Annotated in this window: 15 protein-coding genes; 8 read left to right on the top strand and 7 right to left on the bottom strand. The window is 38.7% G+C overall.

The genetic code is table 11. From position 1 onward, the window contains the following. Window positions 1–90: 90 nt before the first annotated feature. The 3 genes from mnmE to OB69_RS13610 all read right to left on the bottom strand — a co-directional run bounded on the left by mnmE (window position 91) and on the right by OB69_RS13610 (window position 3,614). Entirely contained in the window at window positions 91–1,470 is a 1,380-nt protein-coding gene (gene mnmE, locus OB69_RS13620; RefSeq protein WP_053224296.1) for a tRNA uridine-5-carboxymethylaminomethyl(34) synthesis GTPase MnmE, read from the bottom strand. A gap of 194 nt (window positions 1,471–1,664) precedes the next feature. After that, a complete protein-coding gene (locus OB69_RS13615; RefSeq protein ID WP_245620820.1) occupies window positions 1,665–2,375 on the bottom strand; it encodes a metal-dependent transcriptional regulator in 711 nt (236 codons plus the stop codon). A 117-nt stretch (window positions 2,376–2,492) separates the two neighbouring features. Beyond that, complete coding sequence (locus OB69_RS13610) at window positions 2,493–3,614, bottom strand: glycosyltransferase family protein (RefSeq protein ID WP_053224295.1); 1,122 nt, start codon at window positions 3,612–3,614, stop codon at window positions 2,493–2,495. Window positions 3,615–3,649: 35 nt separating this feature from the next. Between OB69_RS13610 and OB69_RS13605 the strand changes: the two genes are divergently transcribed. Further along, window positions 3,650–4,465, top strand: a complete 816-nt coding sequence (locus tag OB69_RS13605) for a 2,3,4,5-tetrahydropyridine-2,6-dicarboxylate N-succinyltransferase (RefSeq protein ID WP_053224294.1) — start codon at window positions 3,650–3,652, stop codon at window positions 4,463–4,465. A 314-nt stretch (window positions 4,466–4,779) separates the two neighbouring features. Next, window positions 4,780–5,379 (top strand): tetratricopeptide repeat protein, encoded by a 600-nt coding sequence (locus OB69_RS13600; protein ID WP_053224293.1) that lies wholly within the window; start codon window positions 4,780–4,782, stop codon window positions 5,377–5,379. 17 nt (window positions 5,380–5,396) lie between these two features. Here the strand turns inward: OB69_RS13600 and OB69_RS13595 are convergent, their stop codons facing one another. Next, complete coding sequence (locus tag OB69_RS13595) at window positions 5,397–6,398, bottom strand: DNA/RNA non-specific endonuclease (protein ID WP_053224292.1); 1,002 nt, start codon at window positions 6,396–6,398, stop codon at window positions 5,397–5,399. A gap of 237 nt (window positions 6,399–6,635) precedes the next feature. Here OB69_RS13595 and OB69_RS13590 point away from each other — a divergent pair, with 237 nt between their 5' ends. Next, the gene (locus OB69_RS13590; RefSeq protein WP_053224291.1) at window positions 6,636–7,955 is read left to right on the top strand and encodes a M20/M25/M40 family metallo-hydrolase; all 1,320 of its coding nucleotides are present in this window, start codon (window positions 6,636–6,638) and stop codon (window positions 7,953–7,955) included. 54 nt (window positions 7,956–8,009) lie between these two features. On the opposite strand, the gene OB69_RS18635 is transcribed toward OB69_RS13590, so the two are convergent. From OB69_RS18635 to OB69_RS13580, 3 genes are all read right to left on the bottom strand, one after another. Further along, window positions 8,010–8,183: a hypothetical protein gene (locus tag OB69_RS18635; protein ID WP_157608583.1), complete on the bottom strand. Its 174-nt coding sequence runs from the start codon at window positions 8,181–8,183 to the stop codon at window positions 8,010–8,012. 38 nt (window positions 8,184–8,221) lie between these two features. Further along, entirely contained in the window at window positions 8,222–9,442 is a 1,221-nt protein-coding gene (locus OB69_RS13585; protein ID WP_053224290.1) for a hypothetical protein, read from the bottom strand. Between the two features lie 85 nt (window positions 9,443–9,527). Then, complete coding sequence (locus OB69_RS13580) at window positions 9,528–10,607, bottom strand: AI-2E family transporter (RefSeq protein WP_053224289.1); 1,080 nt, start codon at window positions 10,605–10,607, stop codon at window positions 9,528–9,530. 125 nt (window positions 10,608–10,732) lie between these two features. On the opposite strand from OB69_RS13580, the gene OB69_RS13575 reads away from it, so the two are divergent. The 5 genes from OB69_RS13575 to sufU all read left to right on the top strand — a co-directional run bounded on the left by OB69_RS13575 (window position 10,733) and on the right by sufU (window position 14,893). Next, the gene (locus OB69_RS13575) at window positions 10,733–11,680 is read left to right on the top strand and encodes an acetyl-CoA carboxylase carboxyltransferase subunit alpha (RefSeq protein WP_053224288.1); all 948 of its coding nucleotides are present in this window, start codon (window positions 10,733–10,735) and stop codon (window positions 11,678–11,680) included. A gap of 89 nt (window positions 11,681–11,769) precedes the next feature. After that, entirely contained in the window at window positions 11,770–12,456 is a 687-nt protein-coding gene (locus tag OB69_RS13570) for a DUF6090 family protein (protein ID WP_053224287.1), read from the top strand. A gap of 89 nt (window positions 12,457–12,545) precedes the next feature. Then, window positions 12,546–13,226: a GOLPH3/VPS74 family protein gene (locus OB69_RS13565; protein ID WP_053224286.1), complete on the top strand. Its 681-nt coding sequence runs from the start codon at window positions 12,546–12,548 to the stop codon at window positions 13,224–13,226. Between the two features lie 30 nt (window positions 13,227–13,256). Further along, a complete protein-coding gene (locus OB69_RS13560) occupies window positions 13,257–14,468 on the top strand; it encodes an aminotransferase class V-fold PLP-dependent enzyme (protein ID WP_053224285.1) in 1,212 nt (403 codons plus the stop codon). Further along, the gene (sufU, locus tag OB69_RS13555) at window positions 14,465–14,893 is read left to right on the top strand and encodes a Fe-S cluster assembly sulfur transfer protein SufU (RefSeq protein WP_053224284.1); all 429 of its coding nucleotides are present in this window, start codon (window positions 14,465–14,467) and stop codon (window positions 14,891–14,893) included. Before OB69_RS13560 ends, sufU begins: the two co-directional genes overlap by 4 nt. Window positions 14,894–15,023: the final 130 nt, after the last annotated feature.

Below are 15,023 nucleotides of genomic sequence, written 5' to 3'. Positions count from 1 at the left end.
AAAAAAAGGGACAATTAGCAACAAACAAAGGAAGGAAAAACAGCCTAAATGATAGAAAAAGAATGGTTTAGCGTATGAAAGGAAAGTAACTTACTTCCCGATACAGAACTTGCTGAAAATATTCGCTAATAAATCATCGGTAGTGATTTCTCCTGTGATCTCACCAAGGTAATGTAGGCTTTGGCGAATGTCCATGGCGACAAAATCATTAGTCACTTGATTGTCTATGCCTTCGATAACAGCAGTTAAAGCATTTTTGGTCTGAAGTAGCGAATCGTAATGACGGATGTTGGTGACTACGGTATCGCCTTTTTTGAACTTATCGAGGTTGACGAGTTCGAGGATGCGCTCTTTCAATTTTTCTACTTGCTCAGGGTCTTTGGCCGAAAGAAACATCATATCGGGATGCTGCCCTTGAAGTGTTTCAATAAAAGTGGGGTCAGCTTTGTCGAGTTTATTGGCGAGCTTTAAAAAGGGCACGCCAGCGTTTTCAAGTAGGTTAATTTCTTTGTTCACTTCCACAATAGATGTATCTGCCAAATCGAAAAGATAGATGATCAGCGAGGCAGTTTTCATCTTCGCTTGTGTACGCTCTACGCCCATGGCTTCAATAACATCGGTAGTTTCACGTAAACCAGCCGTGTCAATAAAGCGGAAAGCGATGCCACCAATAATGATTTCGTCTTCAATAAAATCACGAGTGGTACCTGCAATGTCAGAGACAATGGCTTTTTCTTCGTTCAGTAGGGCATTCAGTAGGGTAGACTTGCCGGCATTGGGTTTACCTGCAATCACGGTCGGTACACCGTTTTTGATCACGTTGCCCAAATCAAAACTTTGAATCAGCGCATTGATCACTTTCAGAAGTCGGTTGACCAAGTTTGTTAAATCCTCGCGGCTGGCGAATTCTACATCTTCTTCCCCAAAATCGAGTTCAAGCTCAATCATGGATGCAAAGTGAATCAGCTCTTCGCGCAACCGTTTAATTTCATCAGAAAAACCACCACGCATTTGGCTAAGAGCAGTTTGGTGGGCCGCTTCCGAATCTGCATTGATCAAGTCGGCTACGGCTTCGGCTTGCGCCAAATCAAATTGGCCGTGCATAAAGGCGCGTTTGGTGAACTCTCCCGGTTTGGCTGGTCGCGCCCCTTTACGGATTAACAACTGAATAATCTGGCGTATAATATAACTCGATCCGTGGCAAGAAATCTCAATTACGTTCTCTTTGGTGAAGGATTTTGGCGCAATGAAAAGCGAGACAAGCACTTCATCAAGAATCTTCTCGCCATCGCGGATTGTGCCAAAATGAATCGTATGCGATTCTTGTTTTGTAAGGTCTTTTCCCTTAAAAACCGCATTGGTAATGCTTATGGCTTCTTTTCCAGATAAACGGATTACGCCAATGGCACCCACGCCTTGTGGTGTAGCCAATGCAATAATGGTGTCTTCATTTTGAGCTAGTGCGCGCATAGGGCAAAGGTAATGTAATTTGATAATTAGGTATGCTCAAGTTGACTTCAAAACAATCTCTTTCGGCAACCTCTCTATCTTCTATAGTATGTTGTGAATAGATTTAGCAAATAACTATGTTTGAGTGTCTGTTCAACAGTGAGTTTCATTTCCGTTTTTTCTTCGAAATGATCTCTTTATCAATTGTACGTTAATCAAGCTTCTGAAAGTAAGATGTTCTCCGCAACGGTGGGGGAAATAGTAATCGTTTTCTTACCGTCAATAGTTATGTCTACAGAGCCGTCAAACTCCATTCTGTCCACAATCTGTAATCTTGTACCGATGGAAATTCCCACTTTATCTAAATACTTTAAAAACGAAGCACTCGATCCATTAACACCTACCACAATACCAGCAGTACCTACTGGAAGTTGAGCTATTGGGTCTTTACGCTTTTCTATCAGCTGACCATTTTCATCAGGAATTGGGTCACCATGCGGATCGAATTTAGGGAATCCCAAAAACTCATCTAGTCGCTGAAAGAGTAGGGGAGATTTGATGTGCTCTAACTGTTCGGCCACTTCGTCCAATTGATCCCATTGAAAGTTGAGTTTTTCTACTAAAAACACTTTCCAAATTCTGTGTTGCCGAATGACATGCAGTGCTTTAATCTTTCCCTTTTCCGAAATATTTACACCTCGGTATTTTTGATAATCCACCATTCTCTTTTCAGAGAGTCGCTTAATCATGTCGCTTACGGAAGCGGGAGCCGTTTTCATTTCTTCTGCCAATGCGTTGGTGTTCACTGGACGCTTCCCAGCTTCTGAAAGATGGTAAATGGCCTTTAAATAATTCTCTTCTACAAAGCTTAACATAGGAGTGTTTGTGGCTATAGGTAAGGGCTGGTTATAGCGCAAATATAGCATTTAGATTGATCTAATAAAAATTTATGTACTAACTAAATTTAATAAAGACGTGTGTTTATAACTTATTTACAGGGGGTTGTATTTTTCGAAATTATTATTTCGATTAATCTAAAAATTTTAATCGCGAAATTGAGCTATGAAATCGAGTAGTTTAGATTCTTCACTTTCCCATAAACTAGATTTGGTATTTCCTTGGGTATAGAAGTTAGTATTCTTAATTAAAGCCAGTATCTCAATAGGGTTGAAATAATTAGGGTTTATTGGTATGGCAGCATTGAATTCATTACAGAATTTAACCCAAGTAGGGTTGTTCAAAAGAAGCATAGGAAGCTTATTGGCGGAGTATTCAAATAGGCGCGTCAGTATTTTGTCATCATTTATACCATTGTTTGGTTTTTTGAGCACAAAGCCAAAGTCTGCGATTTTGATTTCTTGAATAATCTGTTGGTGGGGAACAAGGAAGTCGCCTCCAATTAACTCTATGTAGTCTTTGTCCGAAATGGCTTCCTGAAGTTCTCTAAGGTCTTTTTTGAGAGCACAGTAGCCTATAATCCGCAGCCTTATGTTTGAATCAAGCTTATGAAGCTCATCAGTAATTTTAATGGCATCAAATACTCCGTTCGATGCTGAAATCGTCCCTGAATATAGCAAAACAGTGTTTTCTGAATTGGTTTTTAACTTATGCTCAGTTACTTCAACAGGCATAAACTTGTTTTCAATCACGATGGATTTATATCGAGGAACAAAGCTTAGTTGTTCAGTGTAAATTCTTTCTGCCATGATAAAACCATCAAAAAAAGGTTTAGTGATTAACTCTATTACTCTCACATAAGCTGCAATAAAAGGTCTGAGTATAGGATTGAAAACGTTAGTGTTCCGAATGTTTTTCACATAGTTTTCTCTCAAATCATAGATGATTCGACCACCAAATAATATTTTGTATATAGATGTAACTATCAGTAATTCATGGGTATTACATATTATTATTTTAGGCTTTACTTTAATATAAATTTTAAAGGTTTTGAACGGGTTTTTAACTCTATCGAAAGACATTCTTCCGAAAGGTCCGTGTGGGAAAAAGTGAATTGAATTGTGAGTTAACGTATTTTTTGAAGTAAAGCCTATGATATTAACCTCATATTCGTTTGTTTTCGCCAATGAAATACCAAACTTCTCGTACATGCGAGAATCGTCAATGGGCTTTAAAGCAGAAGCAATTAGAAGTTTGGTCTTGTTCATGAACATTCGAATTTATTGAAAATTTCTAATTACTAATGGAGGCATTAAAGAAGATCATTGAAGCGGCTTGGGACAACCGAGAATTATTAAAAGAGAAACAGACGGTTTTGGCCGTAAAAACGGTGATCGAAGATCTTGATCGTGGCGATATAAGAGTCGCTGAACCGACTGCAGATGGCTGGCAAGTGAATGAATGGATTAAGAAAGCAGTGATTCTGTATTTTCCATTACAAAAAATGCAAACAATTGAAGTTGGTCCATTCGAATTTCATGATAAAATAAGGTTGAAAACTGGCTATGCAAGCAAGGGAATCCGCGTAGTACCACATGCTGTAGCTCGCTATGGTGCATACATTAGCAGCGGTGTGGTGATGATGCCTTCTTATGTGAATATTGGAGCATATGTAGATGCGGGTACTATGGTTGATACTTGGGCTACAGTGGGCAGTTGTGCCCAAATTGGTAAAGACGTACACTTAAGTGGTGGAGTTGGTATAGGAGGGGTTCTAGAGCCTGTTCAGGCCGCACCAGTAATTATTGAAGATGGCGCCTTTATTGGCTCACGATGTATTGTAGTAGAAGGGGTGAGAGTTGGTAAAGAGGCTGTTTTAGGCGCAAACGTTACCTTAACCGGAAGCTCTAAAATTATAGATGTAACAGGCGAAAAACCAGTAGAGTATAAAGGGTATGTACCTGAAAGGTCTGTGGTAATTCCAGGCTCTTATGCAAAAGAGTTTCCTGCAGGAACCTATAATGTGCCTGCAGCTTTGATTATTGGTAAGAGAAAGGAGAGCACAGATAAAAAAACTTCTTTAAACGAAGCTTTACGCGAAAATAATGTTGCTGTGTAAAAATGAGAATATATTTCTCGTACTGAGAAAAAAATCAACAGAGTTAAATAAATAAACCACTGAATTTCAGTGGTTTATTTTTTGGTATCAGCTTTGTGTAATAACAAGTGTTGTTTTGAGTTGACCATATTATGGTTGGGTAGAGTGCTTTCACGCTACCTAAAGAAGGGCCCGAAGGCCCTTCTTCTGTTAAAAACATTGTTGTATTCGGTTTAAACAAATACTTTTGCAGCCTTTAAACCATTATTGGCTGAATCAATCTTAGACATTGTCTGAAACGGATTCATTCTTTAAAATCATTTATATCGTATTCAATGAAAAATCGCTTATCTCTTTTGGTTTTAGTTCTAATTGTTTTCTTGTTTTCTTGTAATGATGATGTTACTAGAAAGGGAGATCAGCTATACAATGAAGGGAATTTTAAAGAGGCGGTTGAGGCTTACTCTGAATATCTTAAAACCAATCCAAAAGATATTAAATCTCTTTATAATCGTGGAAGGGCATATGAAGAATTAAAGCAGTTAGAAAAGGCTAAAGCTGATTTTACAGCTGTTTTAGATGTTGATGGAGATAATCTGAATGCCAATTTAAGCATGGGTAAGCTCTGGTACAATCAAAAGGAATTCAACAAAGCGATCATATTTTTTGATAAAGTGATAGAGTTGGATGGTTTGCGTTCTGATGCGTACATGCTCAGAGGCCGAAGCTATCATCAAAAAGGCGACTTTGAGAAAGCCATGGAAAACTACAATCAGGCCATTAACTTTGATAATGACAACGCTGAAGCATTCCTTTACAGAGGAGCACTAAAGATTGCTCTAAATCAGACTAAAACGGCTTGTCAGGATTTTACTCGATCTAAAGCTTTAGGTTCTTCTGAGGCTTCTGAGGCATTGGCAAAGCACTGCCGTTAATTTTGAAATTATTCAGGTTAAAACCATTTCGAAGTCATTAAACTACTTTCTAGAGCGTTTTCCAGTTCGTCTGAAATGCCCGGAAAAAAGTCTAACCCAGTCAGTTGTTCAACACTGTCTATAGTGACTACGAATGACGAAAGTGGTGCTGAACTTGCTTCATTCTTCATTAAGAAGGCAATGGCTTTAATTTCTGGTTTTCTCATGTCCAGAATAATCTTGTAGTAATATTCAGGTACAGAAACTTGGTTCGAACCTATGGTTCTGTATTTCTTATTCAATACAGGACCTGTAACTACATAAATCTGATCGTTTTCAATCGCCCAAGTTCTTACTCGGTCTTCTAGTTTTTTCCAAATTCCGCGATTAAAAGATGGGTCTTGCGGACTCATATTGCTCATAAAAAAGGACTGGCTCAAGGCAAATTCACTATAGGAAAAATCGGCTGCTGGTGCTAAATGGCCTCGGTCATAACCACTTCCTTTGTAATCATTTAAGCTAGCTGAGCCTGTTTTTACTCTACTGTCTTCTCTAAAATCATCTTTTCTTTCAAAGGTGGTTTGTTTTAAACTATCGGCAAATAGGGTGTAGGCAACCCATACAGCTTGCTCATGTTCTTCGCTATAACGCAAAGTGTAATAAGGTCTTTCTATTATGGCCTGCGATGTTTCATAAGCTGGCCACGCAAAATCAAAGGCTTTGGTGAAGTAGAGGTCGTAAGTATCAAAATCTACTTTACTTTCTTCCTGCTTTGTAGGAGGGTTTTTTTCTGTTTTTGGAATTTCCTGTTTAGAATCAAGTTCTTCAGGTGATAAAACTGGAGTTACTTCTTCATCAAAAAACGAAGGAATTAGCTTTTCTTCTTTAATAGCCAGATAGCCATAGCCCAAGGCGATAAGGATGATAAGCCCTAAAGAGAATTTCCAAAGGCTAAAACCTCCTGATTTCCCTTTTCTTCCCGAAGTGGTTTTCTTTTTAGATGTACCTCTACTTGAAACTGCTGCCTTCCTTTTTGCCATGCCTTATCCAGATTTTCCGCAATGATAAAGATATTTTTCTTGAGCGGACTTTTTTTAATTCACTAAATTACTTTTCAACATATACCATTTATCCGCTGAATTGTTAAGACAAACTACAACCAATGCGTCATCTCGATAATCTTTCTTAATTTCAATTTTGAAAAAAGGACAGGCCGTAAGCTCAGTTTTTACGCTAACAACACCTTCCTTTTAAACAACGATCGTAAAAAATATACAATGCGAAAAATATCTATTCTGTTTGCTTTAGTTGCACTCATCATTGCTTCGCCATTAACGGCACAAACTGATAAAACCGAAAAGAAACTAATTCAGTATGTCGATACTCATAATGATGAATACTTGAACCTACTGAAAGAGTTGATCAACATCAATAGCGGCACCATGAATTTTGAAGGGGTGCGTCAGGTAGGCGATGTCTTGATGGAAAAGTTCAAGGCGCTGGGTATGGAAGTAGAATGGGTAGATGGATCGTCATTCAATCGTGCTGGCCATTTAGTAGCGCGTATTGAAGGTGGAAAAGGAAAGAAGATTTTAATGATCGGTCATTTAGATACCGTTTTCGAACCCGACAGTCCGAATCAGAAATGGTCTCAAGTAGATGAAAACGCCATCAAAGGCCCGGGCATTGCCGACATGAAAGGTGGCGATGTAATTATCCTTCAATCGCTGGCGGCTTTGCACAGTGTTGGTTTGTTGAAGGAGATGAACATTACCGTAGTGATGACAGGCGATGAAGAACTTTCAGGAAGTCCCCTTTCTGAATCTAAAAAGGCATTGATCGATGCAGCAAAATGGGCAGATGTAGCTTTGGGTTTTGAAAACGGAGACGGAAACCCTGCCACAGTAAACGTAGCCAGAAGAAGTTCTTCTGGATGGACATTAACAGTAACGGGTAATGCCTCGCATTCCTCACAAATTTTTAAGCCAAAAGTAGGAGCGGGTGCCATTTACGAAGCCTCTAGAATTCTCTATCAGTTTTATGATGAGTTAGCAGGAGAAGAATATTTAACCTTCAATCCTGGAATGATTGCAGGTGGAACTGAAGTGAGTTACAACAAGTCGGAAAATACTGGAACCGCTTTTGGAAAGAATAATGTAGTGTCGAAAGATGTAACGGTCACTGGCGATATTCGTGCCTTAACGCCAGAACAAATTACAAGAACCCAAGAAACCATGAAGCGAATTGTGGCCAATCATCTTCCAGGCACCAACGCTACAATCACTTTTGCTGAAGGTTATCCGCCTTTTGCACCAACCGAAGGAAATTATCAACTCATGAACTTGTTCAGCAAGGTGAGTCAAGATTTGGGTTTTGGAGAAGTAACAGCAGTAAACCCTGCCGATGCAGGTGCAGCTGATATTTCCTTTACTGCAGGTCATATCGAAATGGGAATTGATGCCATGGGAATGTCAGGCGCTGACGATCATACCATCAATGAAACTGGAGACCTTCGTGCTTTGCCAAAGCAGTCGAAAAGAGCAGCCGTTTTGATTTATAGGCTTTATAAAGGGGGGGATTTGAAAACGAAGAAATAGGCGATCTTCAGTTTTTAGCTTTTGGGAGCTTCAGAATAATATGACTGCTAAGTTTTACTTGGCAGACTTAGGTTTTAGTCGAACTAAGCCCAAAAATATTATACCAATACCAATGCCTAAAAGAGCTCCACCCAGAAAGTCTGATGTAGAAACAAAGTGTGTTATGAATTGACTAGCAACAATAACAGACATGCCCGCAACAATGAGTATAAGTGATTTCTTTTTCATTTGTTGATTCTGATTTAGAAGGACTGTTCTTTTAAAGTTTAATTCACTTGTTTTTGAATTTGAATAGACTCTTTGCCATTTGTAACCACTATCGAATAATCTCCTTTTTTGAGTCCTAATGTACAAGTATCAGTTTTACTTTCAATTTCAGTTATATCAATTGGTATTGCGTTATTAATGTCTTCCCCATTTTTAAATGCCAAAACCATTACAGGGAACTTCATTTCAAGATCCTTTAGTGCTATTGTTACATTTTGATTCTCATTTTCAAACAACCAACTTGGTCTATTATTAATGTATTCAGTGTTCGGGTGAAAAACAGCTATGTCTGTATATGCTTCCCCACGCTCATATTTGTAAGGTTTATTATTTTGATCAAGAATTACAGAAGATTCTTTTACCGCTAGAGCTTTTAAAAGCGGGTCATTATATTTCGGAACACCTTTTTCCGAGTATGCAACTTGATTAATCGTTAATGGATCAATTCCTGTATACTCTGCTAGGCGAGCAGCCATGGCTTTTTCCCAAGAAATATGAGTGCCTTCTAAAACATGGTCAAACCCACAATGAATCAAGAACTTTTCGTTGGGTTTTGAGTCTATTACTTCTTGAATATTCCTTGCTTGATCAATTTCCCGAGGTTTTCCATCTGCCTCACTATTTATGGTTTCATATGGGAAAATCGTATAACCAATTTCAATCGCTTCTCTTAGCAGGTTGCCAAATTGTGGGTCTTTTATATAGTAGCCAGTCTTTTGGATTGGGTATTTTCTAATATGATTTAACGAATCCAGGTTGTCTTTATAAGATAATGCCTCAAGCCCTAGATTTGAATAGCCTTGATCAAATAATTTTCTCAGTAATGACTTTGTGAAAACCCTATGGTGAGAATTATGATGAGCTTCGTTGATTATTACTACTTGGGTTTGTTTTGATTGCTCAACGATGAAGTCTATCGCATTTACCTTCCTATATTTATCATTTATGGAGTCTATTTGGCTTTGAGGAAAATTTCTTTCTCTGGCTCCCATTGCTAAATTCCATTGCTTTAGAGCATTTGTATAATCTCCCTTAGTGGCATAGTCTGATGCCGAAACTTGATACTTCCATGGCTCAGAACTTTCATTTAGCTCATTTTCGATTTCTGAATTAAATTTATACTCCGTTTTAAAATCAATTTTGCGTATTCTGCCTTCTTGATCATTACAGGAAGGAAAAAGAATTGAAACCACAGTAAGAATGAGTAAATGACTTTTCATAATTATTGTTTTAAACTTAGTATTACTGATAAATCAATGCTAATCTATTTTTATATAGGTTGACTTTAATTGTAAGCTGAAAAAATTAATCCGTCTCGTCAGCATCAAGCTGACTTCGTCCCATCAGTTTTACAATAAGGTCGGCATCTGGAATTTGAGCCAATATTACTCTGGCCAATACAATTAAAGGCACAGACAATAGCATTCCGGCAATTCCCCAAATATACCCCCAGATTACAAGCCCTAAAATAACGGCTACGGTATTCAAGGCCACTTTAGAGCCCATCATAAGCGGTTCTACAACATTACCCCAAACAAACTGTGTGGCAATCAGAAGCAAAATGAAAAACAGATAATTGGAACCATTGTCTATCTGAATAAGGCCTAACAGTACAGGAGGGATGGTGGCCATAATTGACCCAACAGTAGGAATAAAATTGAGCATAAAAGCCAAAAAACCCCAGAATAGCGCGAAGTCCACTCCAAAGCTCCAGCAAATAATTCCAAAGAAAGCCCCCGTGCTTAAACTGGTGAAAAACTTCACTTTCATATAACTGGCCACAGCATCTTTAATTTCTACAAAAGCCTTGAGTAAACGTTGTTTTCCAATGTCATCATCTCCCTCTAAATAGCTGATGTATTTTTCATACTTAACAATACTGCCCAAAACCGCCACCAAATAAATGGCTGAAAGCACAAGGTTGAATACGAAATTTCCCACTTCAGTGGCTACCATTCCCGAGGTGTTTAGCATCATTTCAGGAGAAAGAATTTGGTATAAAGTTTCGGTGAAATCGCGCTCTTTTAGGGCCGAAAAGCCCGGAATACTCTCGAATTGAATCACTAAGCTATTAAGCTTATTTCCAATCTGCGTTAAGAGTTTATCTTTCTGATCTACAATTTGTAAGCCCGTATCGAACACGATTAAGCCGACAAGAAATACAAAACCTAAAGTAAGTACCGTTATTACCGTAATGCTTAGCATGTAGGGCCAACCTTTTCTGTCCAGATAAGCAATAACAGGCTGTAGCAAAATGCCTATGAAAATGGCAAAGGTCAATGGAATTAGAAGTGCAGATAATTCTTTGATTACGAGCACTATGACGATGCCCATAAAAAGTAACAGTATGTTTTTAATCGTTACAATATTGTTATCGGGAAGCATATTACGGGATTTACCGAAAAGTACATAAAAATGAAGAATTGACCTGCCTTCATCGAAATTTTCATTCTCTTATAAGGTGGGCATGGGTTTATATATTAAATTTGTACATTGAATCAACTAAACTAATGCTTTTGGAATTCGAACAACCAATTGTCAGACTTGAAGAGAAACTTGCTGAAATGAAAGAGCTTGCTGAAAACAGTAAGGTCAACGTGAGCGAGGACATAAAATCTCTAGAAAAGAAAATCCAAACCCTCAAGGAGGAAACTTATAAGAACCTAACCAGATGGCAGAGAGTACAACTTTCCCGTCATCCAGATAGACCTTATACACTGGATTATATATATAGTATTACCGATGACTTTATCGAACTGTTTGGCGACCGAACGGTGAAAGATGATAAAGCAATGGTGGGCGGTTTGGGTACCGTTGATGGTCAAACAGTAATGTTTATTGGCCAACAAAAAGGTAGAAATACCAAACAACGCCAGATGCGTAATTTCGGTATGGCCAACCCCGAAGGCTATAGAAAAGCACTTCGCTTAATGAAGATGGCCGAGAAATTTAATATTCCCATTGTTACTTTGATTGACACTCCTGGCGCATATCCAGGTTTCGAGGCAGAAGAGCGAGGTCAAGGCGAAGCTATTGCTAGGAATATCAGAGATATGTTTATGCTTAAAGTGCCTGTCATCTGCATTATTATTGGTGAAGGTGCTTCGGGTGGAGCTTTGGGAATTGCCATAGGTGATAGAGTTTTGATGTTAGAAAATACTTGGTACTCTGTTATTTCTCCAGAATCATGTTCTTCTATTTTATGGAGAAGCTGGGACTATAAAGAGCAAGCTGCCGAGGCGTTGAAACTTACCGCTCAAGACATGAAGGGCTTTGGTTTAATTGACGGAATTATAAAAGAACCGCTTGGCGGAGCACACCGAAATATTCCGTGGATGTGTAACGAACTTAAAAAGAATATTCTGGAAGAACTTAAAGCGTTAAGCACCATGGATGCGAATGAGCGTATTGATTTACGTATTGAGAAGTTCTCTGACATGGGCTCAGTAATAGAATAAAAAACAAAAACATTCTGATTATAGAACCACAAGGCCAGCGCTTTGTGGTTCTTTTGTTTTTAGCTACTTTCAGTTGTAAATATTGTTTTATGGCTAAAAGTAAAATCAACTGGCGCAATCATTTTATCGAACTCTTGGTGGTGGTTATCGGCATAACGATTGCCTTTGCAATGGAGAATTGGGCCGAAAAAAGGCGTGACCGAGAGAGTCAAATTAATTATTTGACTTCGTTAAGGGATGATATTACCAATGATAATATAGAGTTGAAACATATTATGGATTCATCCAAAGTGCTTAATCGTAACATCGATTTCCTGATGCGCTATGTTTATGCGAGTGGGCCTTTAGAAGATTTAAAATATGGCCACATCACAAGTACTTATTCAGCACCTTATTTCAATGCAAAAGATGGAACTTATCATTCCCTCGTCAATTCTGGCTCTTTAGATTTGATCAGTAATTATAAGCTGAGGGCGTCTATTACAGATTTATACAATTTTCATTATGACGAAATTGCCAAAGCCGATGATTTTATTCATGACTTGGTCAATGGGCAAATCTATCCCTATATGATTGAAAATATTCAGTTTGGGACTGCTCAATTTGGTCAAAACGAGATTCTTGATGATAAGCCTTTAAAAAATAATAAGGTGAGAAACATGATTGGAAGCTATACCAACCTACTTAAAGAAAGAGAAGCGATTTACCGTTTAACTTCCGTTAAATGCGATAGCTTACTGATAGATATAAATGCTGAGTTGGTGAAATTGAAGTAGATGCTTTAAGCTTTGAACGAAAGAAAAAAAAGTACGACCTTTAAAAACGGTTCAAACCAAGATTTCAAGAATAAGGTAAAACAAACAACATGCAACTCAACCTCATCGAAGAATTTTTATTAATAGCCCTTGATGACGAAAAAGGTCAATTCGTTATCGACTCCACTCATTTGTACTTTGGCTTTGCAGGAGCTATTCTGCTAGAAATGGCACTTCGCGAAAAGATTGATGTATCAGGAGATAAGCTTAAGCTTATTCATGACGAATATGAAGTAGAAATGGTCATCAATAAAGTGATTGATCAGATTAAAAATTCAAAGCCTCGTAAACTCAAAAAGTGGATTGAGGTTCTGTCAAAACAGGCCAAAGAACTTAAAGAGGATACATTACTTGGGCTTCAGAATAAAGGTATTTTGCGGAAGGAAGAGCATAAGATTCTCTGGATTATTCCGAACAATAAATACCCAACCACCAACATTACACCTGAGAATAAGGTAAAGCAACGCCTGAGTGATGTAATGCTTCGCGGAGCAAAATCAGAAGCACGTGATGTAATGCTTTTGAGCTTAATTGATGTTTCAGATCTTACTAAAGAGGCTTTTCGTAATAAGGAAGAGTACAATGTGGTGAAGAAGAGGATCAAAGAAGTTACTCAGGATATTAAAATTAGCCAGAGCGTGAACAAAAGTATTCGGGAAATTCAGGCGGCCATTATGGTAGCCATGATGTCTGCAATTGTTGTGACTACTGTTACTACTTCATCCAATTAACCATTAAGGTAAATTTTCTATCTTTTAACTATGCAATCGCTGAAGTCCGAATTTCCGATTTTTGAGACTGCAAGAAAAGAGGGTAGGCCTCTGATTTTTTTAGACAATGCTTCCACCACCCAAAAGCCTCAATGCGTTATTGATGCTGTCTCTGGATTTTATGCCGGTTATTATGCGAATGTAGGCCGTGGTTTATATTGGCCGGCAACCGCTGCTTCTTTTAATTATGATCGAGCCCGTGAAAAGGTGAGAGCATTTATCGGAGCCTCTTCTAAAAAGGAAGTGATTTTTACTTCAGGAACCACTGATGCTGTTAATAAAGTAGTCAACACTTTTCTATTGCCACGGTTGGAACAAGGCGATGAAGTGCTGGTTTCAGAAATGGAGCACCATAGTAATTTCGTTCCTTGGCAACAAGCCTGTCAATCAAAAGGCGCGAAACTGAAAGTGATTCCGCTAGATGCAGGGCTGAATTTAGATCTAAGCAAGTTTGCTGCAATGTTGACTGACAAGGTGAAAATTCTGGCCATTACTGCCATTTCCAATACGCTGGGGATGAAGAATGATTTAAAGAGTATTATCAATTTAGCTCATCAACATAACATCAAGGTTTTTGTAGATGCCGCGCAACTGCCCCTTTCAGAAAAGATTAATGTTCAGAACATGGATTGTGACTTTCTGGCTTTTTCAGGACACAAGGTTTTTGGGCCAACAGGAATAGGTGTATTGTATGGAAAGCAAGTTTTGTTGCAAAAGATGTCTCCCTTGGCTTATGGTGGAGGAATGGTGCAGCAAGTGAGCGTAGATAAAACAATGATGGCCGATTTGCCAGCCAAACACGAAGCCGGAACGCCCAATATTGCAGGAACAATTGGTCTAGCAGCTGCGATTGACTTTATCAATTCAGTCGGAGTGGAGGAAATCGGTAGACACGGTGCTGAGTTGAGAAAATACGCGGTGAAGCGTTTATCAGAAATTGAAGGTTTAACACTCTTTGCAAAAGATGCTAAAAGTACTGCCATCCTTTCTTTTACGATGGAAGGAATTCATCCGCATGACATTGCCGCATTTTTAGCCGAAAAGGGCATTGCCGTTCGTGCGGGTCACCATTGCACGCATCCGTTAATGCAAAAACTTGACATTGCAGGGACGGTGAGGGTTTCTTTCAATATTTACAATTCTGAAGAAGAAGTGGATTTACTTAAAAATACCTTAGTCGAAATCAGAAGCTTCTTCCTATGAACGACCGTCTAAAAGCACTATACAAAACCCAAATATTGGCCCATGCCAAAAATCCTTTTAATGAAGGTGTTTTGGACGACTATACGCATAAACTTCAAGCTTATAATCCAGTGTGTGGCGACCAGTTTGACCTGTACTTAAAGTTCGAAGGAGATGTGATTCAGAATACTTCTTTTAAAGGTTATGGATGCGCTATTTCAAAGGCTTCAACTTCGGTACTCACAAAGCAACTGTTAGGGAAAAGCAAAAGCGAAGCAAAAGCATTGATTGAGCTGTTTTTGAAGCTCATAAATCCTGAGAATAGTGAATCACCCGAATCGTTAACTTCAGATGAAGAATTTTTGGCCTTTGCTTCCGCTCGCGAATTCCCAGAACGCCTAACCTGCGCCAACCTAGCCTGGGAAAAGCTGAAGGAGGTTTTATGAGGTTTAAGGTGATGAGTATCTCGCCCCTTCAGGGCTTTTCGAAGGACTTCGTCCTACATTATGGTATGTCGTCCTTTAAGGACTTGCTTCTGAAGTTACTGATGTTGTTCTCTTTTCATCTAGAATTTGC

The organism is Roseivirga seohaensis subsp. aquiponti, from assembly GCF_001267955.1.
Classification (GTDB): Bacteria; Bacteroidota; Bacteroidia; order Cytophagales; family Cyclobacteriaceae; genus Roseivirga; species Roseivirga seohaensis.
Note: the sequence above shows the minus strand (reverse complement) of the source record. Positions and strands in the feature narration are given on the sequence as shown.

Bases quoted from the DNA above. Each gene is read 5' to 3' on its own strand.
- mnmE (WP_053224296.1), bottom strand. From the start codon at position 1,470: ATGCGCGCACTAGCTCAAAATGAAGACACCATTATTGCATTGGCTACA.
- OB69_RS13615 (WP_245620820.1), bottom strand. From the start codon at position 2,375: ATGCTATATTTGCGCTATAACCAGCCCTTACCTATAGCCACAAACACT.
- OB69_RS13610 (WP_053224295.1), bottom strand. From the start codon at position 3,614: ATGAACAAGACCAAACTTCTAATTGCTTCTGCTTTAAAGCCCATTGAC.
- OB69_RS13605 (WP_053224294.1), top strand. From the start codon at position 3,650: ATGGAGGCATTAAAGAAGATCATTGAAGCGGCTTGGGACAACCGAGAA.
- OB69_RS13600 (WP_053224293.1), top strand. From the start codon at position 4,780: ATGAAAAATCGCTTATCTCTTTTGGTTTTAGTTCTAATTGTTTTCTTG.
- OB69_RS13595 (WP_053224292.1), bottom strand. From the start codon at position 6,398: ATGGCAAAAAGGAAGGCAGCAGTTTCAAGTAGAGGTACATCTAAAAAG.
- OB69_RS13590 (WP_053224291.1), top strand. From the start codon at position 6,636: ATGCGAAAAATATCTATTCTGTTTGCTTTAGTTGCACTCATCATTGCT.
- OB69_RS18635 (WP_157608583.1), bottom strand. From the start codon at position 8,183: ATGAAAAAGAAATCACTTATACTCATTGTTGCGGGCATGTCTGTTATT.
- OB69_RS13585 (WP_053224290.1), bottom strand. From the start codon at position 9,442: ATGAAAAGTCATTTACTCATTCTTACTGTGGTTTCAATTCTTTTTCCT.
- OB69_RS13580 (WP_053224289.1), bottom strand. From the start codon at position 10,607: ATGCTTCCCGATAACAATATTGTAACGATTAAAAACATACTGTTACTT.
- OB69_RS13575 (WP_053224288.1), top strand. From the start codon at position 10,733: ATGCTTTTGGAATTCGAACAACCAATTGTCAGACTTGAAGAGAAACTT.
- OB69_RS13570 (WP_053224287.1), top strand. From the start codon at position 11,770: ATGGCTAAAAGTAAAATCAACTGGCGCAATCATTTTATCGAACTCTTG.
- OB69_RS13565 (WP_053224286.1), top strand. From the start codon at position 12,546: ATGCAACTCAACCTCATCGAAGAATTTTTATTAATAGCCCTTGATGAC.
- OB69_RS13560 (WP_053224285.1), top strand. From the start codon at position 13,257: ATGCAATCGCTGAAGTCCGAATTTCCGATTTTTGAGACTGCAAGAAAA.
- sufU (WP_053224284.1), top strand. From the start codon at position 14,465: ATGAACGACCGTCTAAAAGCACTATACAAAACCCAAATATTGGCCCAT.